Annotated in this window: 18 protein-coding genes; 9 read left to right on the top strand and 9 right to left on the bottom strand. The window is 61.7% G+C overall.

Annotated elements, in window-relative coordinates; all coding sequences use genetic code 11:
* The first annotated feature begins 13 nt into the window (after window positions 1-13).
* The 4 genes from VGU25_04995 to VGU25_05010 all read left to right on the top strand — a co-directional run bounded on the left by VGU25_04995 (window position 14) and on the right by VGU25_05010 (window position 3,832).
* Window positions 14-1,267, top strand: coding sequence for an MFS transporter (locus VGU25_04995; GenBank protein HEV2576547.1), 1,254 nt, complete (start codon window positions 14-16; stop codon window positions 1,265-1,267).
* 23 nt (window positions 1,268-1,290) lie between these two features.
* On the top strand, window positions 1,291-2,040 hold the full coding sequence (locus tag VGU25_05000; protein ID HEV2576548.1) for a phenylalanine 4-monooxygenase: 750 nt from the start codon (window positions 1,291-1,293) through the stop codon (window positions 2,038-2,040).
* Between the two features lie 159 nt (window positions 2,041-2,199).
* Complete coding sequence (locus tag VGU25_05005) at window positions 2,200-3,324, top strand: alpha/beta hydrolase-fold protein (GenBank protein HEV2576549.1); 1,125 nt, start codon at window positions 2,200-2,202, stop codon at window positions 3,322-3,324.
* A 19-nt stretch (window positions 3,325-3,343) separates the two neighbouring features.
* The gene (locus VGU25_05010; protein HEV2576550.1) at window positions 3,344-3,832 is read left to right on the top strand and encodes a hypothetical protein; all 489 of its coding nucleotides are present in this window, start codon (window positions 3,344-3,346) and stop codon (window positions 3,830-3,832) included.
* A 196-nt stretch (window positions 3,833-4,028) separates the two neighbouring features.
* Here VGU25_05010 and VGU25_05015 read toward each other — a convergent pair whose 3' ends face one another.
* Window positions 4,029-4,496, bottom strand: coding sequence for a transposase (locus tag VGU25_05015; GenBank protein ID HEV2576551.1), 468 nt, complete (start codon window positions 4,494-4,496; stop codon window positions 4,029-4,031).
* A gap of 413 nt (window positions 4,497-4,909) precedes the next feature.
* Here VGU25_05015 and cobG point away from each other — a divergent pair, with 413 nt between their 5' ends.
* Genes cobG through cobA form a run of 3 tightly spaced genes read left to right on the top strand, consistent with a single transcriptional unit; the run spans window position 4,910 to window position 8,169 of the window.
* The gene (gene cobG / locus VGU25_05020; GenBank protein ID HEV2576552.1) at window positions 4,910-6,658 is read left to right on the top strand and encodes a precorrin-3B synthase; all 1,749 of its coding nucleotides are present in this window, start codon (window positions 4,910-4,912) and stop codon (window positions 6,656-6,658) included.
* 24 nt (window positions 6,659-6,682) lie between these two features.
* The gene (locus VGU25_05025; protein HEV2576553.1) at window positions 6,683-7,384 is read left to right on the top strand and encodes a bifunctional precorrin-2 dehydrogenase/sirohydrochlorin ferrochelatase; all 702 of its coding nucleotides are present in this window, start codon (window positions 6,683-6,685) and stop codon (window positions 7,382-7,384) included.
* A complete protein-coding gene (gene cobA, locus VGU25_05030; protein HEV2576554.1) occupies window positions 7,381-8,169 on the top strand; it encodes a uroporphyrinogen-III C-methyltransferase in 789 nt (262 codons plus the stop codon). The genes VGU25_05025 and cobA overlap by 4 nt, the downstream gene beginning before the upstream one ends.
* Window positions 8,170-8,247: 78 nt before the next feature.
* Here the strand turns inward: cobA and VGU25_05035 are convergent, their stop codons facing one another.
* The 5 genes from VGU25_05035 to VGU25_05055 form a co-directional block, all read right to left on the bottom strand.
* A complete protein-coding gene (locus tag VGU25_05035; GenBank protein HEV2576555.1) occupies window positions 8,248-9,783 on the bottom strand; it encodes a hypothetical protein in 1,536 nt (511 codons plus the stop codon).
* 84 nt (window positions 9,784-9,867) lie between these two features.
* Window positions 9,868-10,716: a TIGR03435 family protein gene (locus VGU25_05040; GenBank protein ID HEV2576556.1), complete on the bottom strand. Its 849-nt coding sequence runs from the start codon at window positions 10,714-10,716 to the stop codon at window positions 9,868-9,870.
* Between the two features lie 76 nt (window positions 10,717-10,792).
* A complete protein-coding gene (locus VGU25_05045) occupies window positions 10,793-11,914 on the bottom strand; it encodes an alpha/beta fold hydrolase (protein HEV2576557.1) in 1,122 nt (373 codons plus the stop codon).
* A gap of 152 nt (window positions 11,915-12,066) precedes the next feature.
* Window positions 12,067-13,992 (bottom strand): PDZ domain-containing protein, encoded by a 1,926-nt coding sequence (locus VGU25_05050; protein HEV2576558.1) that lies wholly within the window; start codon window positions 13,990-13,992, stop codon window positions 12,067-12,069.
* A gap of 89 nt (window positions 13,993-14,081) precedes the next feature.
* Window positions 14,082-14,645, bottom strand: a complete 564-nt coding sequence (locus VGU25_05055; protein HEV2576559.1) for a glutathione peroxidase — start codon at window positions 14,643-14,645, stop codon at window positions 14,082-14,084.
* A 140-nt stretch (window positions 14,646-14,785) separates the two neighbouring features.
* Here VGU25_05055 and VGU25_05060 point away from each other — a divergent pair, with 140 nt between their 5' ends.
* The gene (locus VGU25_05060) at window positions 14,786-16,666 is read left to right on the top strand and encodes an APC family permease (protein ID HEV2576560.1); all 1,881 of its coding nucleotides are present in this window, start codon (window positions 14,786-14,788) and stop codon (window positions 16,664-16,666) included.
* Between the two features lie 25 nt (window positions 16,667-16,691).
* Here the strand turns inward: VGU25_05060 and VGU25_05065 are convergent, their stop codons facing one another.
* The gene (locus VGU25_05065) at window positions 16,692-17,936 is read right to left on the bottom strand and encodes a cysteine desulfurase family protein (protein ID HEV2576561.1); all 1,245 of its coding nucleotides are present in this window, start codon (window positions 17,934-17,936) and stop codon (window positions 16,692-16,694) included.
* 60 nt (window positions 17,937-17,996) lie between these two features.
* Between VGU25_05065 and VGU25_05070 the strand changes: the two genes are divergently transcribed.
* Window positions 17,997-18,572: a DinB family protein gene (locus VGU25_05070; protein ID HEV2576562.1), complete on the top strand. Its 576-nt coding sequence runs from the start codon at window positions 17,997-17,999 to the stop codon at window positions 18,570-18,572.
* 83 nt (window positions 18,573-18,655) lie between these two features.
* On the opposite strand, the gene VGU25_05075 is transcribed toward VGU25_05070, so the two are convergent.
* On the bottom strand, window positions 18,656-19,786 hold the full coding sequence (locus VGU25_05075) for a citrate synthase (protein HEV2576563.1): 1,131 nt from the start codon (window positions 19,784-19,786) through the stop codon (window positions 18,656-18,658).
* A 107-nt stretch (window positions 19,787-19,893) separates the two neighbouring features.
* Window positions 19,894-20,892, bottom strand: a complete 999-nt coding sequence (locus tag VGU25_05080; GenBank protein HEV2576564.1) for an FAD-dependent oxidoreductase — start codon at window positions 20,890-20,892, stop codon at window positions 19,894-19,896.
* Between the last annotated feature and the right edge of the window lie 60 nt (window positions 20,893-20,952).

The raw sequence follows: 20,952 nt of genomic DNA on the forward strand, positions 1-20,952 counted from the left end.
GCTGCGCGCCAGGATGTTTCTGAAGCCGTTTCGATCCCTGAATCCCGCGCAGTGGCGAACCTTTTCGGCTTGCTTTCTCGGCTGGTCGCTGGATGCGTTCGATTTCTTCCTGCTGACATTCTGCCTCGATTCAATCGCAGCCACGTTTCACATCAGCCTCGCGACGGCGGCAGACAGCATCACGTGGACGCTGTGCATGCGGCCGGTGGGTGCGCTGCTGTTCGGTCTGCTGGCGGAGAAGATTGGCCGGCGTCCTACGCTGATACTGAACGTGCTGACCTTCTCGATCTTTGGGGTAGGTTCAGCCTTTGCGCCGACCTTTACGGGCTTCCTGGTGATGCGCGCGTTGTTTGGCGTGGCGATGGGCGGGGAGTGGGGCGTGGGTGCGGCGCTGGCACTGGAGTCGATTCCGGCAGATGTGCGAGGGTTCTTCTCCGGGCTGCTGCAGGAAGGCTACATGGCAGGAAATCTGCTCGCCGCCGCGGCTTATGGCTCGATCTACCCGCACCTGCATGCGCATGGCTTCATGACGAAGTGGCGGATGTTGTTTCTGCTGGGCGGAATTCCCGCGGCGCTTGCCGCGTTCATCTCAGTCGGAGTGGAGGAATCGCCGGCGTGGAAGCGGGGGCGGACAAGGAACCAGGGCGAGAGCTATCGTGCGCTGTGGAAGTCGCTGCCAATGTTCTGTTTTCTGGCGTTCCTCATGTTTGGATTCAACTCGTTCAGTCACGGGACGCAGGACCTGTACCCCACGTTTCTGAAGCACGACAAAGGGCTGAGCGTACAGATGACTTCGCTCGTGTCGATGCTTGGGACCGTGGGGGCCTTCGTCGGCGGGATTTGTGCCGGGACGCTTTCGGAGAGATTCGGACGGCGGCGGATGATCGTTCTCGCGGTATTGCTGGCTGTGCCCGTGATCCCGCTATGGATCTGGAGCCACACGGCGGCCATGCTGGCGCTCGGCGGGTTTCTGATGCAATTGATGGTGCAGGGGGCGTGGGGGGTGATTCCGGTGCACCTGAACGAGCTGTCGCCGGGGGCGGTAAGGGCGGTGCTTCCGGGATTGGCTTATCAGTTGGGGAATCTGGGGTCCTCCAGGAACGGGCACTTTCAGGCGGAGGTGGCGCAACGGGTGTTCGGAGGACGACTTGCGCCTGTATTGGGCTGGACGGTAGTGTTCTGTGCGGTGTTCATCGCCGTGGTGACCTCGCTTGGGCGAGAGGCGCGCGGAGCGGATTTATCAGGCGGCGAGACAGCAGGCGTCTAAGGAGATAAGAGGTAGTGATGGAAATGGGGACCACAACAGCGCCGGAGCTCACGCAGGCCAAACCGTATTTGATCGAGCAGGATTGGGCAGCGTATACGCCGGAGCAGCACGCGATCTGGTCGGAGCTGGTGGGGCGGAGGATGCCGCAGCTGGAGAAACATGCGTGCGCGGAATATCTGGACGGGTTTGGCCGGATTGGATTGCAGCAGGACCAACTGCCGAATCTGACGGAGGTGACGAAGAGACTGCGGCCACGGACGGGATGGAGCTCGACGCCGGTGAGCGGTTTTCTGCCGGCGGGTGCGTTCTTCGAGATGCTGGCGGCGCGGATGTTTCCGACGACGACGTGGATTCGCAGCCGGGAGTCACTGGAGTACACGCCGGAGCCGGACATCTTCCACGACGTGTTTGGGCACGTGCCGATGCATGCGCATCCGGTGTTTGCGGACTTTCTGCAGCACTACGGGAAGCTGTGCGCTGGATTGACGAAGAAGGATGACCTGGAGCGGCTGGGCCGGCTGTTCTGGTTCACAGTGGAGTTCGGGGTTATTCGGCAGGAAGGGGAGATCAAGGTGTACGGGAGTGGGTTGATCTCATCGCATGGGGAGTGCACGCACGTAATCAACGGCGGGCCGGAGATTCGGGAGTTTGACCTGGCGAAGGTGCTGGACACGGTGGTGGATGTGGCGAAGATGCAGCCGGTGCTGTACGCGATTGAGAGCTTCGATCAGATTTACGAGGCGACCAAGGAGGCGGAGTCGCGGCTGGGATGAGGGTACCCCCTCCCCCCGTACTTTTTCGCGCAAAATCTTCAAAACAGAAGACTTGAGGGTGGACCTAGATGCGCGGAACAATGAAAGGCGTGCAAAGTCTTCAAAACAAAGGGGTAGAGTTCACAGGTGTCTGCGGTCGGAATGGATAGAGGAGCGCGGATGTTGCTGAAGATGTTGGGGTTGTTAGTGGTTGCAGCCGTCGGGTTGCCGGTGTTTGGGCAGGCGGCCCCTCCGGCGACTTCATATGTTCGGCCGACGCCGCCGACGCGCGACCCGCACACGCCTGGGTTCGTGAAGGCGACGGAGTTGCCAGACGGGGAGGTCCCGCCGCCGGATAAGGATGGGAACTTCATCATCGGGCCGACGCATGCGCCGGCCCCCGGAATGCAGGTTTCGGACCCGAGGGGCGAGCTGCGGGGGCAGGTGATCGAGTTCACGATGAGCTCGGCGGAGAGCAAGTTCTATCCGGGAATTGCGCGGGATAAAGGGACCTTTGGCACGCCAGACCCGAACGATCCGGCGAAGCTGGTGGTGACGACGAGCCACCCGGCACCGTGGACGCGCAAGGTGACGGTGTATGTGCCGAAGGAGTATGCGGCGGGGACGGTGGCGCCGTTCATTGTGGGAGCGGATGGGCCGGACTGGATGCTGTTTACGGCGATCGATGCGCTGCTGGCGGAGAGGAAGCTGCCGGTGATGATTGCGGTGTCGATCCAGAACGGTGGAGGGGATGCGCAGGGGAGTGAGCGGGGGCTCGAGTACGACACGATGTCCGGCAAGTATGCGGAGTGGGTGGAGAACGAGGTGCTGCCGCGCGTGGAGCGGGAGGCGCATGTGCGGCTGACGAAGGACCCGGATGGAAGGGCGACGATGGGCGGGAGCTCGGGTGGGTCGTGCGCGCTGGAGATGGCGTGGTATCACCCGGAGTGGTATCACCGGGTGCTGACGTACTCGGGGACGTTTGTGAATCAGCAGTGGCCGCCGAATGCGGAGACTCCAGGAGGGGCGTGGGGGTTTCATGAGCGGCTGATTCCCGAGTCGGCGAAGACGCCGATTCGGATTTGGATGGAGGTTGGGGATAGGGATTTGCTGAACCCGAACGCGATGCGCGATGGCATGCATGACTGGGTGGTGGCGAATGAAGACATGGCGAAGGTGCTGGCGGCGAAGGGATATCACTATCAGTTTGTGTTTGCCGAGAATGCAGGGCACGTCGATCGCGCGGTGAAGGCGCAGACGCTGCCGGAGGCGCTAGAGTATGTGTGGCGGGGGTATCGGAAGTAGGTGAGATTGGACGAAACGAATGGACGTTGAATCGCTTGCAACTGCGGAACAGATGGACGATTGTCGGCTTCTTAGCTTGTCTTCCTTAGAAAAGGTGCCGTTTTGGGGACTACGAATTGTCGTTGACGAGATGATGCCGGCGGCAGGGCCTGAAAATCCTGAGAGAGACTTCACGCCAGAATTGGCGGCGCGGATTCGAGCAGAGATGGCGATGAGGCCTCAGCGTGAATCACGCCGATTTGAAATTGCGTGGCGCGAGTGCGTCAGTTATCTGGTGCAGAACGAATGCTACGGACGTTATCCGGAAGCGCCAGAGATGTTCAGCGGCAAGTTCTTCCGTCGATTCTCGTGGTCGCATCTGCTAGAGCTCACGCGCAAGACGAGCTATGTCTCGGACGATCACCCCGGCTCCGGGCCGTTCCAGCATGTCTCTGTTGTTTGTTCCGATGATGTCGTAGACGTGATCGCGTGTGTCGAGCCAGTGGTGCGACGGTTGGATCGGGATTGAGTAGCGATAGGTGGTTCGTCGGGTCGAAGAGAAGCGGTCGTTTGCTACCGCAAACGATACCCCACCTTTTCACGATGAAACTGTGAAAGGATGGGCCACCCGGGTCCCCGAGGTGCGAGACCCACGCTTTCATGATGAGACCTTGAAAGGATGGGCCACCCGGGTTGGTGGACTGCTATTGAAGGTGGATATGGAGTCAGAGTGAAGTTACTGAGACCGGACCCGGCTCGCTGAGGAAGTGGGCGCGGTAACTACTCCATTGCCAGTCGGCGGGTGCCCTGACAAGGCCCGCTGTCACCGGATTCATGTGAATGTAGTCAAGCTTCTCTGCCAGCTTGTGTGAAGAGAACACGTTGAAGTCGTAATAGCGCTGCTCCCAAACATCTTTTTCGAGCACACGAGTTCGTGAGAAGCGCTGTTTGAGCACCTGCATAGCGAGCGAGAGCAGAGCGTTTTGTGGTTCGGAAACCAGGATATGGACGTGTGTGGGCATCACCACGTAGCCGATCACGTGGAATTGGTACTTGCGCCTCGTTTCTTCGAGAATGCGAAGGAAGGTGTCACGCGGCTCTGGGGTACCAAAGATCGGGCGTTTCCTGAAGCAGTTCACATTGATGGCGTGGAGGTCTCCGGTGTCGTGATAACGGCGGAGGCCCGTGGGCATGGCGTCAGTATATTTCGTTGTTAGTTAGTGTGATCGTCGTGAAAGAGATGGACGCCGATCGAAGAGAAAAACGGTCGTTTGCTGCCGCAAACGATACCCCACCCTTTCACGATGAGACTGTGAAAGGATGGGCCACACAGCCTTAAGCCCGTCGAGACGAAGTCGAATCGAGGGCACCGGAGGTGAGGCGCTAATGGGCGATTAGGAGATGTTATCGGCGTGAGGTTGATTTTGCGGGGGTGTCGACGTATGCTTGGAATTGTGCAAATGATGTGCATGTGCGCGTGTTGTCTTAGCCTCAGGGCTGAAGCGACGGCGTGCGTGTCGGAAGCATAAGCGCAAACCCATAAGCTTCAACCCCTGAGGTCCCACGACAAAGTTCGTGGGCTTTCGTTTTAACCGGGAGATTTTACGTGAGCGATACGAGTGTTTTGGAGCCTGCGGCCGGAGCAGCGCCAGTGAAAGAGGCTGCACCAGTGAAGGAAACAAAGGCCCAGAAGGCCGAGCGGCTGAAGCGCGAGAAAAATCCGTGGGATGCGTGGGATGAGGTGCGGGAGTTTGCGCGGCTCGGGCACAGCAGTATCCCGGCCGATTGGGCGATGTACTTCCGGTGGTGGGGGATTTATTCGCAGGGCGATGGCCTGGGCGTGACTGGCGGAACGGGCGGCGAGGGCAAGGCGACGGAGTTCTTCATGCAGCGGATTGGGCTGCCGAATGGATTGCTGACGTCGCGGCAACTGCGCGGGATTGCGGATATTACGGCGAAGTATGCGCGGGGGATCGGCGATGTGACGACGCGGCAGAATATTCAGCTGCATTGGCTGACGATTCAGTCGCTGCCGGTGGTGGCGGAGGAGCTGGAGAAGATTGGGCTGTCGTCGAAGGGCGCTTGCGGCGATGTGGTGAGGAATGTCACGGGGTGCCCGCTGGCGGGGCTGGATGGGCATGAGCTGATTGATTCGTCGCCGCTGGCGGTGGAGATTGCGCAGAAGCTGACGGGGAACTCGGAGTTTTATAACCTGCCGAGGAAGTTCAAGATTTCGGTGAGCGGATGCCCGGTGTGGTGCTCGTTCCCGGAGATTAATGATGTGTCGCTGACGGCGCTGAAGCGTGTGAAGGATGGCCGCGAGGAGATTGGCTATAGCTTGCGCGTGGGTGGCGGCTTGTCGAACCAACCGCATCTCGCGGTGCGGTTGCCGGCGTTCATTCCGCAGGATAAGGCGTTCGATGCGGTGAAGGCGGTGCTGGAGGTGTTTCGCGACTCGGATGTGCTGCGCGAGAGCAGAACAGCAGCGCGGATCAAGTATCTGTTCATGAAGAACGGGTGGACTGCAGAGCAGATGCTGGAGGCGGTCGAGGCGCGGCTGGGGTACAAGTTCGACTATGCGGAAGAGGGGCCGGTTGCGGAGGATATCTATCGCGATCATGTGGGCGTGCATCGGCAGAAGCAGGATGGGCTGAGCTATGTGGGCGCGACGATTCTGAATGGGCGGCTGACCGCTGACCAGATGTTTGCGCTGGCGGAGTTGAGCGAGCGGTTTGGCGATGGGCATCTGCGCACGACGATTGGGCAGAACATTTTGATTGTGAATGTGCCGAACGCGAAGACGCAGGAGCTGGTGAAGGAGATCACGGGGTTGGGGCTGGAGGTTCAGCCGACGGTGTTCTTCCGTGGCGCGGTGGCGTGCACAGGAACGGAGTTTTGCAAGCTGGCGATTGCGGAGACGAAGGGCTTCAACAAGTGGCTGGTGAGCGAGCTGGAAGAGCGGGTGCCGGAGTTCGATCAGCAGATCAGACTGCATGTGACGGGATGCACGAACTCGTGCGGGCAGTCGTGGATTGCGGACATTGGGCTTGAGGGCAAGAAGATCAAGAAGGATGGGAAGATGGTCGACGCGTTTTACGTCTGCGTCGGCGGAGCGGTGGGTGAGTATGCCGGAATTGCGCGGCAGATTGGGTATCGCGCGGCGGCGGAGGACTGCCCGGAGGCGATTGAGCGGCTGCTGAGGGGATACCTGGCGAAGCGGAAGCAGGGTGAGAGTTTGCGTGGGTACTTCCGCCGGTCGACGGATGCGGAGCTGAGGGAGGATCTGGCGGGCGGGGAGTTTCCGCCGGTGCAGAGAGATCCTGCTCCTGGGCGAGTGCCGGCGAATGTTGGATGACGTCATGTGGGCTGAGGTGGCGCGATGAGTTTGTTTCCGATGTTCCTGAAGCTGACGGGCCGGCCCTGTGTGGTGGTCGGGGCGGGCGCGATTGCGGAAGGGAAGATTGGGGCGCTGCTGGACGCTGAGGCGAAGGTGACGGTGATTGCGCCGGAGGCTCTGCCGCGGGTGCGCGAGTGGACTGAGGGTGGCGACATCGCGTGGGTTCAGCGTGAGTATCGCGAGGGTGATCTGGCGGGGGCGTTTCTTGCGGTTGCGGCAACGGCGACCTCGGAGGTGAACCGCGCGGTGTTTGCCGAGGCGACGAAGCGCGGCGTGCTGGTGAATGCGGTGGACGATCCGCCGTTCTGCGATTTCTATTTTCCGTCGATTGTGAAGCGCGGCGAGCTGCAGATTGCGATTTCGACGGCAGGAGAGAGCCCGGCACTCGCGCAGCGGCTGCGCAAGGAGATTAATGCGGCGCTGCCGCTGGACACGGGCGAGTGGTTGATGGAGCTGGGAAGGCTGCGGCGCGAGGTGACGGCGGTGGAACCGATCGGCGAGCCGCGGAAGCAGTTGCTGCATGAGCTGGCGCAGCGTGAGGTGTGCGGGTTTGCGGAATGTCCGGCAAGGGCGACGGCGAGGCAGCATGCAAGGGAGCATGGATACGCGGTAATCCAGCCCATTCATGACGACGATGAGACTGTCGTCATGAATGGGGCACCCAAAGGTGAGGTGATCCGATGACGCGAGCGGAAGCGGGGAAGGTTTATCTCGTGGGTGCGGGGCCGGGGGATCCGGAACTGCTGACGGTGCGCGCGGTGCGGCTGCTGGAGTCGGCGGATGTGGTGTTTCATGATGACCTGGTTCCGGATGAGGTGTTGGCGCTTGCGCACAGGCACGCGCTGATTACGAGTGTGGGCAAGCGTTGCGGACGGCCGCGGATTACACAGCAGGGAATTCATTCGCTGATGATCGAAGCGGCACGCGCGGGGCAAAGCGTGGTGCGGCTGAAGTCGGGCGACCCCCTGGTATTTGGGCGTGCGGGCGAGGAGATTGCGGCGCTGCGCGCGGCGGGTGTGGGGTTCGAGGTGGTGCCGGGAGTGACGGCGGCGTTTGCTGCGGGGGCATCGCTGGCGCTGCCTCTGACGGACAGGAAGTATGCGTCGAAACTGATTTTCTGCACGGGGCATCATGCGACGGGGAAGGATCCTGCGCCGATTTGGTCAGGTCCGCTGCCGGAGGATGCGACGCTGGTGATCTACATGCCGGGGCGCGATACGGCTCGGCTGGCGCGGGAGTTGGCGGAGGCGGGTGTGTCGGCGGATGTGCCGTGCGCGGCGGTGTCGCAGGCGGCGACTGCGCGGCAGACGCATGCGGTGTCGCGGCTGGAGGGGCTTGCGGAGATGGAGTGTGGGCCGGCTCCGCTGCTGGTGCTGGTGGGCAGCGCGATGGAGCCGTTGTTGGATCAGCCGGAGAAGCTGGTGCAGGTTTTCGAAGCGGCAAGAGCAGCCGCGTCCGACATCGCGTAAAAAGCAGATCCCCTTCGGGGATGACAAACAAGAAAAGCAAAAGCAAAAGCAAAAGCACAGAAAGGTCCGTCGAGTTGGTTAGCGGCGGGTGTAGATGTCGATGTTCGCGGTGGGGTCGTCGGCGAGATCGGCGTAGTGCGGCGAGGGTGGGTGTGGGAGTTGGCGGTATTCGCGGCTCATACGATCGAGCAGTGCGGTGGGCATGTGCGAGCGGTCGTCGTGGAGAAAGATGAGGAGCTGGGGGCGGTCGGCTTCGAAGGCGGCGAGGATTGCGGGTTCGGCAGGGAGTGGGTAGGCGCTGCCGGGGTGCCACCAGAGGGGGAGGCCGCGTGGTGAGGCTAGGCGATAGCGTGCGTAGAGGAACTCCATGCGTGGGCCGAAGAAAACGGAGCGCGGTGTGAGTGTGTGGATCGCGGAGTCGGTCTCTTCGAGGATTGAGGCGAGATTGCGGCAGGTGGTGAACGAGCCGAAGAAGGGATCGTGGATGTGGGCTTCGGTGGGGCAGGTTTCGGCTTCGGCCCAGACGCCGATCTCCTGCATGCGGGCGCGCGAGATGCCGTAGAAGCCCGCGATGGCGAAGAGGATGTAGGTTGCGGCGCTGATGGCGGAGCGAGCGAAGATGTTTGCGCGCGTGGTTGCGATGAGAGCGGCACCGAGGAGGAGAACGGGCGCGTCGACGAGGGCGAACTCGACGTTAGTGCCGATACCGAGCCAGGCGGCGATGACGCCGGTGAGTGCGACAGCGCGGAGCCAGATGGGTGTGGGTGTGCGGCGAAGCGCCTGGAGGATGATCCAGAGTGTGCCGGGCAGGAGGATGGCGTAGATGGTCCAGCGCTGGAAGCCGACGGAGAGGTCCTTGTTATAGAGAATGCCGTCGAGAAAGTGACCGGGCTGGAAGCGCGATGTGAGTTGCGCGTAGAGCCTGTACGTGGACACGAGTGACGTGTGGGCGAAGGCGAGAAGCAGCGAGGAGAGTAATGCCGCGCCGGCGAGTGTGAGGATCGCGGCGCGTGCGCGGCGAGCGAGGAGGAGTGTGATCGTGCAGCCGAGGAGAATGGGGAGTGCGATGTTGGGTTTGGCGAGCAGGAGCAGGGTTTCGGCGAGTGTGAGGTGAGTGAGGAGTTCGGTGCGCGGAGTGTTCGAGATTGCGAGCGCGAAGGTGGCGAGGAGCGCGTAGAGCGAGGCGGTTTCGGTCCAGGAGGAGTGCCAGGGGAAGCCGATGGCGAGGAGCGGCGTCATCTGCAGAGCGCAGTAGATGAGGGCGAGCCAGCGCAGGCGGGTTTCAGAAATGTGGGTTCGGAGCAGATGGATAATGCGGAGGCCGACGATGGTGAGTACGAGTGGGAAGATGGTTCCGGCAAGTGTGATGGCGAGCCAGCGGGCGCCGAGGATTCTGAAGGCGAGTGCGATGGCGAGATAGAGGATCGGTGGGAACGTGCAGATGAAGTCGCGGTTGGGGACCTGGCCGAGGTAGACGCGCCAGCCAGAGTCGATGAGCGGGCTTAGGTCGTAGCCGCCGAAGCGGTACTGCAGGAGTTTCAGGCTGAACCCCGCGATGCAGAGGCAGGCGAGTGCGCACAGCGCGAGGAAGCGGGGGAGGGCGATCCTCTGCATAGAGATGGAAGAATACGCGGAGAGCGTGCGGGGTTGTGTTTGCGTCGGGATTTGGGCGGAGAGCTTTGAGGCCGGACTCGTAGTTCAGTTCGCGGTGGGCATTTCGACGTGATCGATGACGAGGGTTTGGACGGGGCCTTTGGAGGACTCGAGCTTGAGGCCGAGCTGTTCCTGGAGGGCGGTGAAGAGGTCGGGGAACTGAGTGTGCGAGCCGTCGTCGGTGAGATCGTTGCTGGAGTGCCATTTCAGCGAAACGTCATAGATGCCGGTGAGGCCCGTCTTGTCGATGACCGTGCGTTCGACCTGGTAGGCGAGGTTTGCCGCGAGCATCGATACAGGCATGGCGACCGCCGTCATACCGGAATTGTTGCCCGCAAGATTGTTGACCGTAATGCTGCCGCGCTTCCGGTTGGAGGGCGTTTCGTCCGCGTTCTGCGGCGTTGCGGGAGCGCTCTGTTTCAGCTTCGGGCCGTTTTTGGCGACGATCAGATCGTAGACGGGAAGCGTTTTGGTTTGGATGTGCGTTCTGATATGGAAGCGATCCACCAATACCGCTTGCAACATGGCGCGCCGCTGGTCGCCGGTAAGGTCTTTCATCACGTTGATGTTCGGATCCGTCACTTTGGCGTTCACATCGAACCGGGCCGAGTCCGCCCAACTGGGAAGGCCGGAGATGAGGTCGGATCGGATATCGAAGGCGTTTGCTACCAAGGTGCTCAGCGTGGTGTTGGTCGCGGAGAAGCCCGTGTCGGTTGGTCGAACCATCATGATGCCGGATCCGGATTTGTTTTCCCGGATTGAGACGACGTCGAAGATCGGCAGCGGCGCGGCGGCTGTGGTTTGCGACGGTTGCTGTGCCGGGAGATGCGGAGCGATAAGTACTGCTCCGAAAATGAGAGGCAAGATGCGGTTGAACGGACGCAGGGTGCTCATCGGTCCGGAGTTCCTTCCTCGGCAGGTGTTTGGTGCGGTGGCAGGCTGATGGTAATGGTTGGACGAGCGAAGGCGCTTATGGTTTGGGCGCCGACTCGGCGAGGAGTTTGATGAGGTGGTCCTTCCAGATGGCGGCGGCGGTGTGGGTGCCGTGGCCGTGAGTCTGGTCGGAGATGGGGATGAGGACGAACTGCGCGTGCGGCATGCGTTTGGTGAGTTGCTCCGCGATGCCGAGCTCGGGTGGGTTGATGAAGTCGTCGGCGGAGTTGATGTACATGACGGGGACGGTGATGCGGTCGAGGTGGGGCTCGGGGTTGTAGTTGCGCGAGGCGTCGACGTAGTAGATGAAGTTGTTAGCGTCGGTGTGGGCGTCGACGCGGTCGAGGTAGTTGTCGATGTACTTCTCGGCGGCGGCGCGAGTGGGTGCGGCCCTCTGGAGGACGAGCGGAGCGGAGCCCATGACGAAGAGCATCTCGTTAGCGGTGCGGATGCCTTCGGCGGGTTCGGTGGTGTAGTTGCCGTTGTTCCAGGCGGGGTCGCGCTTGATGTTTTCGATGGCGAGATAGCGCATGATGCGGTTGCGGCCGGCGATTTCGGTGGGAAGGCAAGCTAGCGGCATGAGGGCGTCGGAGAAGCCGGGGTAGGTTTCGCCCCAGACGAACGATTGCATGCAGGCCATGGAGGTGCCGAGGATGAGGCGGAGGTGGTCGACGTGCAGGCCTTCGAGGAGCATCTGGTGCTGCGAGCGGACCATGTCGTCGTAGTCGTAGTGCGGGAATTTCATGCGCAAGCCGTCGGAGGGCTTGGAGGAGTCACCGTGGCCGATGTCGTCGGGGAGGATGAGGAAGTATTTGGTGATGTCGAGTGGCTGGCCGGGGCCGAAGAGGACGTTGGAGAAGATGGGATTGAGGAGCGTGTGGCGCTCGCCGCCTGTGCCGTGGAGGAGAAGGACAGCGTTGTCGACGTGGCCGGCAGCGTTGCGGTGCGGAGTGCCGAGGGTGAGGTAGCGGAGCTTAAGCTCGGGGAGAGATTCGCCAGTGCCGAATTTGAAGTCGTGCGCGACGTAGAGCTCGTCTTTGACGGGCCACTGCGATTGCGGGCGCGGTTGGGCGGGCGTTGTGGACATCGTCTGTGCTTTCGCCGTGAAGGGGGCGATGGTGGCGAGGGCGTTTGCGGCGAGGATGAGGATGGTTCGCATGCGGGGACTCCTGATGGGTGCGCAATCAGTTTCGAGATGCGAGTTTCGAGATGCGAGTAAAAGCAAAAACCTTGACGCGAAGAACGCAAACAAGAAGCGAAGGGCGCCACGGCGGTGTGTGATCGCCGGAGCGCCCTCAGTGTAGTACGGGACTATTCTGTTGCGGCGTGGGTGTGAGTGGGGGCCTGTTCGCGGGCTTTCTTCGCTTCGTCGGTGAGTGGGGTGGTGATCTCGTCGAGGAAGTCTTTCTTGCTGTCGTCGCGAACGAGAACGGGATAGCGCTGGCCGTCGTGGTAGTCGATGTTGACGGGAACGATGTAGTCCTCGGTCTGCATGAGGAGGTGGATGGGTTCTTTGCTCGATTTGGCGTCGTCGATGGCGTCGCGCAGGCGATCGGCGGAGAAGGTGCGGCCGTTGATCGCGATGAGCTTCTGCCCGGGCGCGAGCTTGGCCTGATCGGCGGGGCCGCCCCAGCGGACGTCGGAGATGCTGCCGTCGTTGCCGACGCGGAGACCGATGGAATACCAGACGTTCGGGCCCATGCCGCCGCGGCGCGAAGCGCCGGCCATCAGCTTTTCAGAGTCGTTCGGATGATCCTGGTAGGTGAGCTTGTAGCCGCCACGCTCGATGCCATCGAGATCAGCGCGTGGGTTGATGAGATCGACGCGGTCGTGGAGGAACTTTGCCCAGTCGTACTTAACCACTTGATTCAGGTCGTCGATGAGTTCCTGGCGGTTGTAGGTGACGATGAGCGGGCCGGTATTGCCACCCTTGGCGAGGAAGATGTGCAGGAAGTCAGTAAGCGATTTCTGATCGTTGGTGAGCTGACGGATCAGGGTGTCGGCGTCGAGCCAGAGGAGCTCGCCTTCCTGGTAGTAGTCCTGGCCGCGCTTCCAGTTGGCCCAGGCGGGGTTGCCGCCGCGGAGGATGCTGGCGGCGATGGCGGTGTCGTCGGTTGAGCGCCAATCGCGGCCGGGCTTGTTGTCGAGGTTGGCGGCGGACATCGCGAGCAGATCGCGGTATTGCGCGGCGGTCTTGAGGCCGGAGCGCGCGGCGAGCACGTTGCCGAGGTGCTGGGTCATGCCCTCGTAGACCCAGAGGAGCTCGCCTTGCTGCATCTGGTGGAAGTCGGGCTGGTAGAGGTTGTAGGGGCGGCGGTATTTGCCGTTCCAGGAGTGTGTGAACTCGTGCGACAGCAGGTCGGCGTTGCCGAGGCGCATGCCGGGGTTGATGAAGCCCTTTTCCTCGACGCCGTTGTCGGAGGATTGACCGTGCTCGAGGCCCTCGCCGCCGGCGACGTCAGAGAGCGTGAGGAGGAAGTGGTAGACGTTGTAATGATGCGAGGCGTAGGCGACGCTGGCTTCGCGAACAAGGTTGGAGACCTCGGCGAGGACGTCGGGCTTGAGGTCCGAGTCTTTTGGTTCGTCGGAGACGACGTCGATGAAGTGCTTCGGTGAAATTTCCGGGGCGAGCGCGAACTCGTGGAAGTATTCGCCGGCGATGACTGGGGAGTCTTCGAGCTGCTCGACGGTGGTGGGCTGGAACTGCGTGGTGCCGCCGACTCTTGCGTTGGGATCGTATGCGCCGACGGGCTGCAGGGCGGTGCCGATGCCCCAGCCTTTCGGGACGGTCACGCTGGGCTGGATGGGGATATTGCGGACGGGCGTGTTCGCCGGGTAGAGCATGAGCTTTTCCCACTCGAGCACGGCGAGCTTGTCTGAGGCGCGGGCGAGGACGATGCAGTCGAGATGCGCGTGAAGCGTGCTGACGCCGGGTGGGACGTCGACGTGGAACTGGTAGAGGTCCGCTTCGTCACGGCGCCAGGGGATGGTTTTGCCGTTCGCGGTGAAGACGACGCCTGTGATCTGGTCGACGGGACCGGTGGGGCGATGATTGCCGGGGATCCACTGGGGTGTGGTGAACGCAGCTGGTCCGGGCTTCACGGGAAGGTCGATCTCGGCGTGGTAGAGCTTGCGCGGGGCGTCGGTGAGATCGGCGGTGATGCGAATCGGCGCCTGGCTAAAGGAGGGAAGTGCGAGCAAAGACGCGGCGGCGAGGAGCACAGAGGTGCGGAGCATCTGGGAAAAGGTCCTCTCGTGAGAACAGATGGAGTGGTGATGATGAGGATGACGAGAGAGGGCCCGCCGAAGACGCGGCGAGCCCGGGTTTACGAGTTGCCGAGCGCTTGCTCGATGGCACCTGTGAGGCGCGTGTCGTCCGGTGTGATGTCGGACGCGAAACGGCCGATTACGTTGCCGCTGCGGTCGATCAGAAATTTCTCGAAGTTCCAAAGCAGTTCGGGCGGATTGTTGGGCGCGGGGAGGCCCTGAGATTTGAGATAGCCGGTAAGGTTTTCGCGCAGAGCATTACCGTTTTCGGTGCGGTCGGGATGCTGCGCGATCAGCTCTCGATAGAGCGGGTGTTTGTTAGCGCCGGTGACAACGGACTTGCTGAAGAGCGGGAAGGTGACGGGGTAGTCGATCGAACAGAAGTTTGCGATGTCCTGCTCTGTTCCGGGTTCCTGTCCGGCGAAGTCATTGGCGGGAAAGCCGAGGACGACCAGGCCGCGATCCTTGTAGCGCTGATAGAGAGACTCGAGGCCTGTGTACTGCGGAGTGAAACCGCATTTGGAGGCGACGTTGACGATGAGCAGGACCTTGCCACGGAAGGCGTCGAGCGATGTGGAGTTACCGGAGAGGGTAGTGAGTGGAATCTCGGAAATCTGAGGCATAGGCAATTATCGCAAGGTGCGGGTTGCGACATGCGGACGGGCTGGTCTGTTGTGAAGAAACGATCTAGCGGGATGGATTGACAGAGTAAGGTAGGATATTTATCGGTGCGCCTGCGGGCGGCCGAGGATTTTGCCCAAGCATGAGCTTCTTTGATCTGCTGTTTGGTAAACCGCTGGCTACCAGTGCCGAGAAGGACGAGCACATTGGTGTAGCGGCCGGCGTTCCGATCTTCGGACTCGATGGACTAACGAGCGCGGCGTACGGCCCGGAAGCGGCGATGGTGTTGCTGATTCCGCTGGGTATGGCCGGAGTGCAGCAGCATCTGCTGCCGATCTTTGTTCTAATCCTCAGCCTGCTGGTCATCCTGTATTTCAGTTACCGGCAGACCATTGATGCGTATCCGACGGGCGGCGGTTCGTTCACGGTGGCGAGCGAGAATCTCGGCAATGGAGCCGGGCTGCTGGCAGCCGCTGCGCTAATGATCGACTACATTCTGACGGCGGCGGTGGGCGTTTCCGCCGGTGTCACAGCGCTGGTGAGTGCGATTCCGGCGCTCCATCCGCATCAGCTGGCGCTGTGTTTGTTCGTGCTCGCCATCATCGTGATTGTGAACCTGCGTGGTGTGAAAGAGACGGGCCTTATCTTCATGATGCCGACGTTCCTTTTCGTCGGCACGTTGCTGGCAACTATTGCTGTGGGCGTGTTCCGGTCGATGGCAGCCGGTGGGCATCCGGTTCCAGTTCTGGCACCTCCGCCGCCCGCTCCAGTGTTCGGAACGTTCACGAAGTTTGCGCTGGTGTGGCTGCTGCTGAAGGCGTTCTCGAACGGCTGCGCGGCGATGACCGGCGTCGAGGCGGTATCGAATGGTGTGACAGCGTTTAAGGAGCCACGATCGAAGAGAGCGAACCAGACGCTGACAGTAATCATCTTCATGCTGATCATCCTGCTGTTCGGGCTGGCTTATGTGGCGCGCGCGTACGGGGTTACGGCGATGGATCCGGACGCTTCGAACTATCAGAGTGTGCTGTCGCTGGAGGTGGCCGCAGTCTTTGGACGCAGCTGGTTTTACTTCATCACGATGGGTAGCGTGCTCGCCGCGCTCTCATTCAGCGCGAATACGGCATTTGCTGATTTTCCACGCATGGCGCGCGCGATCGCGCAGAAGGACTATCTGCCGCATGTATTTCTGCTGCGCGGACGAAGGCTTCTGTTTTCGCACGGCATCTACGCGTTGACGGGGTTTACCGCGCTGATCCTGATTCTCTTCGACGGCGTGACGGACAGACTGATACCTCTGTATGCGATCGGCGCGTTTCTGGCGTTTACGCTGAGCCAGGCCGGCATGGTTCGGCACTGGATGAAGGAGAAGGACGCCAGGCACCGACGGGTGAAGATGTTCCTGAACGGGCTGGGCGCGACAGCTACGGGTATCACGCTGCTGGTTCTGTTGGTGACGAAGTTCATGTACGGCGCGTGGATTGTTGTGATCCTTGTTCCGTTGATCATTGCGCTGATGGCCGGGGTAAAGCGGCACTACAAGCGCGTAAAGGTGGAAACGGCGGATCCAACACCGCTGCGGCTGAGCGGGCTTGAGCCGCCCATCGTCGTGATTCCAATGGCGCGGTGGGACAAGATCGGCGAAAAGGCAATGCGTTTCGGGATGCTGATGAGCCCGGTGGTCAAGGTGGTGCATGTGGCTTCGAGCGAGGAATTTGATCCCGTGGAGAACGCGTGGGAGGAGCTTGTGCTCAAGCCCATTCGCGAGCATGGATGCGCCGAGCCGGAGCTTGTGACGGTTCAGAGCACGTACCGAACGATTCTGTCGCCACTGATGGATTACATCCTGGAGCTGGAGGATGAGAATCCGGGACGCAAGATTGCTGTGCTGCTGCCGGAACTTGTGGTGCGCCACTGGTGGGAGAACCTGCTGCACAATCAGCGCGTGCAACTGCTGAAGCTGCTGCTTCTGCTGAAGGGCAATCAGCGGATCGTGGTCGTGAATATTCCGTGGTATCTGTAACAGAGCGCGTCAGCTAGTTAGCGAGTCAGTGGAGAGAGCGCAGACGGCCGACTGCGGCGGGGATGATTTCGAGGGCGCGGTCGAGCTCTTCGTCGGTGGTGAGGCGGGAGAGTGAGAGCCTCAGGCTGGAGCTGGCTTGCTCGGGTGTGAGACCCATGGCGATCAGAACGTGCGAGGGCTCGGTGGCTCCGGACATGCATGCGGCGCCGAAGCTGGTCGATACTCCCTGAAGGTCGAGGGCGATAAGGAGCGCTTCGGCGTCGATGCCGTCGATGCGCAGGTTGATGGTGTTGGATATGCGTGGAGCGCCGCCGGAGTTGATGGTTGCGCCGGGAATGAGCGCGAGCAGACGGCGCTCAAAATGGCTGCGGCGAGCGATGAGCTCGGCGGGCGACTGAGAGCCTGGGAGCTGCACGGTGGTTGGGTTCGTGGGCGCGAGGAGCTGGTGGTGCTGTCCTTCGAGCCATGCGAGCGCGAGCTCTGCGGCGCGGCCGAGGCCGACGATGCCCGGGACGTTCTCGGTGCCGGCGCGGCGCTGGCGCTCGTGCGGGCCGCCGAGGAAGAGTGGAGCGAGTTGAATTCCAGTGCGCACGAAGAGCGCGCCAGTGCCTTGTGGAGCGTACATCTTGTGACCGGAGATGGAGAGCAGGTCGACGTTCTTGAACTCGCCGGAGAGATCAAGGGGGAGCTTGGCGGCGGCCTGCACGGCGTCGGTGTGGACGATCGCGCCGTGTGCCTTGGCGATGCGGGCGATTTTGCCGACGGATTGTATTGCGCCGGTCTCGTTGTTGGCGAGCATGACGCTGACGAGCTTTGTGTGCGGGCGCAGCGCGGCTTCGACGTCCGCGGAGTTGATGACGCCGTTGCTGTCGGGGGCGACGTAGGTGACCTGGACTCCCCGGCGCTCGAGAGATTCGGCGGCGAACAAGACAGCGTGGTGTTCGATTCTTGTGGTGATGAGGTGGGCGGGAGTTTTTTTGTCGAGGAACGGCTGCAGTACGCCGGAGAGTGCGAGATTGTTGCTCTCGGTTCCGCCGGAGGTGAAGACGATCTCTTTCGGCGCACAGTGGAGCAAAGAAGCGACCGCAGTGCGCGCGTGTTCGACGGCTGCGCGGGATCGTTGGCCGGACTGATGGGCGGAGCTGGGATTGCCGTAGCGCTCGAGCCAGAAGGGCTGCATCGCCTCCAGGACTTGTGGGAGAACGGGCGTGGTCGCGTTGGCGTCCAGGTCGATGCGCATCTGTGACGAGAGTACCGGTTTGGATGACAAGTTGCGATGCCGGCTCTGCTAGGCTGTTGGCGGCACAAAACTTACATCGTGAGGTGATCTATGCGTCTTGGGTATTGTTGCGCGGTTCTGGTTCTGGCTGGGTCGACGCTGGCGGGTTCTGCGCAGATGAGTTCGGCGAGTGCGAAGGTGACGCCTGGCGCGCAGATGTCGCCCGTGCAGGCAGAGGATGAACTGCTGAACCTGTTTGAGCAGGAGTTTATGGGTGTAGCGAAGGCGATGCCCGCGGACAAGTACGGCTTCGCGCCGGCTTCAACAAATGGCGCCAAGTACGACGGTGTACGGACGTTCGCGCAGGAGATTTCGCATGTCACGATGGCGAACTATTTCTTCGCGTCGAAGATTCTTGGAGAAAAGTTCCCTGGTGACCCGAAGACCATCCAGGGTCTGACGTCGAAGGACGAGCTGCTGAAGGCCGCGGCGGACTCGTTCACCTACGCGCATAAGGCAATCGCGTCGATTACTCCGGAGAATGCGTTCGTGTCGATTGAAGGAGTGGATGGTCTGCACACGCGGGCAGTGATAGCGTCCTTTATTGCGGCGCACGGTTACGACCATTACGGACAGATGGTTGAGTACCTGCGCATGAATGGGATTGTTCCGCCGGGATCGAAGTAAGAGATTACGAGTGGTTAGTCGTTAGTCGTTAGTGAGAAGCTGGCGCCGGGTCATCTTCACTAACGGCTAACGGCTAACCACTCTTAGCTGCGCTTCTCGATGGGCGTGTAGGGCGCCGGGTAGGCGGGGCCGGTGTACTCGGCGCGCGGACGGATGAGCCGGTTGTCGTCGTGCTGCTCCATGACGTGGGCACACCAGCCGGCGATGCGGCTGATCGCGAAGATCGGCGTGAAGAGATCGATGTCGATGCCCAGCGTCGTGTAGGTGGATGCGGAGTAGAAGTCGACGTTCGCGTTGAGCTTCTTCTGGTCTTTTACGAAGAGCTCGATCTTGCGTGACATCTCATACCACTTGGGGTTTGCGTCGCGTCCCAGCTCCTCGGACATGCGGCGAAGGTGCGTGGCGCGCGGGTCTTCGGTGGTGTAGACGCGATGGCCGAAGCCTGAGATTTTTTCCTTGCGCTCGAGCATGCCGCGGACGTATTCGACCGGATCCTGGCCGTTCTTGTCGACGGCATAGAGGATGCGCATCACGGCTTCGTTGGCGCCGCCATGCAGAGGGCCTTTGAGGGCGCCGATCGCGCCGGTGATGGCCGAGTGCATGTCGGAGAGCGTCGCGGCGATGACGCGCGCGGCAAAGGTGCTGGCGTTCAGCTCATGGTCGGCGTGGAGGATCAGGGCGACATCGAGCGCGCGGGTGGCGGTCTGCGAGGGCTTCTCGCCGTTCAACAAGTAGAGGAAGTTCGCCGCGTGGGAGAGCGACGGGTCAGGCTCAACGATGTTCTTGCCTTTGCGAATGCGGTCGAAATTCGCGACGATCATCGCAATCTGCGCGGTCAGATTGAAGCTCTTGCGCAGGTTCGCCTCATGGGTCGTGGAGTTCGCGTCGGTGTCGTAGGTGGAGAGCAGAGAGACCGTTGTGCGCAGGACCTCCATGGGCGAGGCTGTCTTGGGAAGTGTGCGGAGGAAGTCGACGGCCTGAGAAGGCAAGGTGCGCGCTGCGGCGAGTTCCTGCGTGAACTGCTTGAGCTCGGTGGCGGTCGGCAGTTTGCCTTTCCATAGCAGGTAGGTGGTCTCTTCGAAGTTGGAACGCTCGGCGAGCTCGTGGATGTCGATGCCGCGATAGGAGAGGATGCCGCGCGCGCCGTCGATGAAGCAGATGGAGGATTCGTTGGCGACGACGTCCTGCAGGCCTTTGGGTGCAGTCTTGGACATTTGGAGCAGCTCCGAGCTGGAAATAGCAAACAGCGTTACTGATTATCGGAGAGCGGCAAAACGATTGTCACGATGGGACGGCCGAATATCGGTTCGGACGGGCGAAATCATTGCATCGGGCGCGCGGGGTCGAACGGTCGCAGGTCGATGGCGGCGGGCTTGTTTTCGAGCAGGTCGGCGAGTGCGTGAGCGGTAGCGGGCGCGAGCAGAATGCCATTGCGGTAGTGCCCGCCGGCGATCCATTGCCGTGTGTGCCCGGGCAGTTTCCCGATCAAGGGAAGACCGTCGGCAGCCGCTGGACGGAGTCCGGCCCAGGCCTCGACCTGCGGAGCGGCGGTTGAGTCCGCAAGTGCCGGGAGCAGCGAGGAGGCGCGAAGGCGGAGCGCATCGAGGTCCGCCGTGCAGGTCCGGAGATCGAAGCCGGCGTCTTCTTCGGTGGCGCCGATCAGTGCCGTGCCGGCCTGGGGGCCGTGAGTGCGGGGAACGACGTAAATCGAGGGGCTGCGATGGACCTGGTCCAAACGAAGATTGGACGGCAGCCGCACGCGGAGCATCTGGCCTTTTCGCGGGGTGATCGCAGGCTGTCCTGTGAACCACGCGCCTGAGGCGTGGATAAGGCGATCTGCGGCCAGGGCAGGCCCGTGATTCGGGGTAAGGGTTATGCCGTCGGGAGCTTCGGTGATTTCGAGGCGTACGCAGTTTTCGAGCAGAGGGATGCCCGAACGGCGGACGGCTTGCAGGGCTGCAGCGCTGAGTTGGCGAGGATCGACGGACCTTTCCTGCAGTTCGACGGGGCCTCCGTCGTCGAGGTACTGGATTGTCGTCGTCGTCTGGTAGTGGACGTCCAGCCCTGAAAGTGCCGAGAGGCGATCGAGGAAAAGGTCATAGAGCGAGATGCTGAATGCGCAGAGCTCGCGCAGTTCGGCGGGATTGTGCGGATCTTCGGCGGCCAGCATGCCTGCGGCAGCACTGGACGCTCCGCCGAGGGCAGCGGCGGTGTCCAAAACCGCGACGGAGGCGCCGCGCGACTGGAGTTCAAGGGCGAGGGTGAGGCCGATGATTCCTGCGCCTGCTATTGCGAAATCGGGAGTAAGGACGGGGGGCATGTTCCTCGTATAGTGTAGAGGCGAAAGGCTCACCGCCCTTTGGGTTGGGGCCGGGGTCCA

This window comes from Acidobacteriaceae bacterium (assembly GCA_035944135.1).
In the GTDB taxonomy this organism is placed as follows: Bacteria; Acidobacteriota; Terriglobia; order Terriglobales; family Acidobacteriaceae; genus Granulicella.

What these genes read in the sequence shown, in the direction of transcription:
- VGU25_05000 (HEV2576548.1), top strand. Translation starts at nt 1,291, where the DNA reads ATGGGGACCACAACAGCGCCGGAGCTCACGCAGGCCAAACCGTATTTG.
- VGU25_05050 (HEV2576558.1), bottom strand. Translation starts at nt 13,992, where the DNA reads ATGCTCCGCACCTCTGTGCTCCTCGCCGCCGCGTCTTTGCTCGCACTT.
- VGU25_05060 (HEV2576560.1), top strand. Translation starts at nt 14,786, where the DNA reads ATGAGCTTCTTTGATCTGCTGTTTGGTAAACCGCTGGCTACCAGTGCC.
- VGU25_05075 (HEV2576563.1), bottom strand. Translation starts at nt 19,786, where the DNA reads ATGTCCAAGACTGCACCCAAAGGCCTGCAGGACGTCGTCGCCAACGAA.
- VGU25_04995 (HEV2576547.1), top strand. Translation starts at nt 14, where the DNA reads ATGTTTCTGAAGCCGTTTCGATCCCTGAATCCCGCGCAGTGGCGAACC.
- VGU25_05025 (HEV2576553.1), top strand. Translation starts at nt 6,683, where the DNA reads ATGAGTTTGTTTCCGATGTTCCTGAAGCTGACGGGCCGGCCCTGTGTG.
- VGU25_05010 (HEV2576550.1), top strand. Translation starts at nt 3,344, where the DNA reads ATGGACGTTGAATCGCTTGCAACTGCGGAACAGATGGACGATTGTCGG.
- VGU25_05040 (HEV2576556.1), bottom strand. Translation starts at nt 10,716, where the DNA reads ATGAGCACCCTGCGTCCGTTCAACCGCATCTTGCCTCTCATTTTCGGA.
- VGU25_05035 (HEV2576555.1), bottom strand. Translation starts at nt 9,783, where the DNA reads ATGCAGAGGATCGCCCTCCCCCGCTTCCTCGCGCTGTGCGCACTCGCC.
- VGU25_05080 (HEV2576564.1), bottom strand. Translation starts at nt 20,892, where the DNA reads ATGCCCCCCGTCCTTACTCCCGATTTCGCAATAGCAGGCGCAGGAATC.
- VGU25_05005 (HEV2576549.1), top strand. Translation starts at nt 2,200, where the DNA reads ATGTTGCTGAAGATGTTGGGGTTGTTAGTGGTTGCAGCCGTCGGGTTG.
- cobA (HEV2576554.1), top strand. Translation starts at nt 7,381, where the DNA reads ATGACGCGAGCGGAAGCGGGGAAGGTTTATCTCGTGGGTGCGGGGCCG.
- VGU25_05055 (HEV2576559.1), bottom strand. Translation starts at nt 14,645, where the DNA reads ATGCCTCAGATTTCCGAGATTCCACTCACTACCCTCTCCGGTAACTCC.
- VGU25_05015 (HEV2576551.1), bottom strand. Translation starts at nt 4,496, where the DNA reads ATGCCCACGGGCCTCCGCCGTTATCACGACACCGGAGACCTCCACGCC.
- VGU25_05070 (HEV2576562.1), top strand. Translation starts at nt 17,997, where the DNA reads ATGCGTCTTGGGTATTGTTGCGCGGTTCTGGTTCTGGCTGGGTCGACG.
- VGU25_05045 (HEV2576557.1), bottom strand. Translation starts at nt 11,914, where the DNA reads ATGCGAACCATCCTCATCCTCGCCGCAAACGCCCTCGCCACCATCGCC.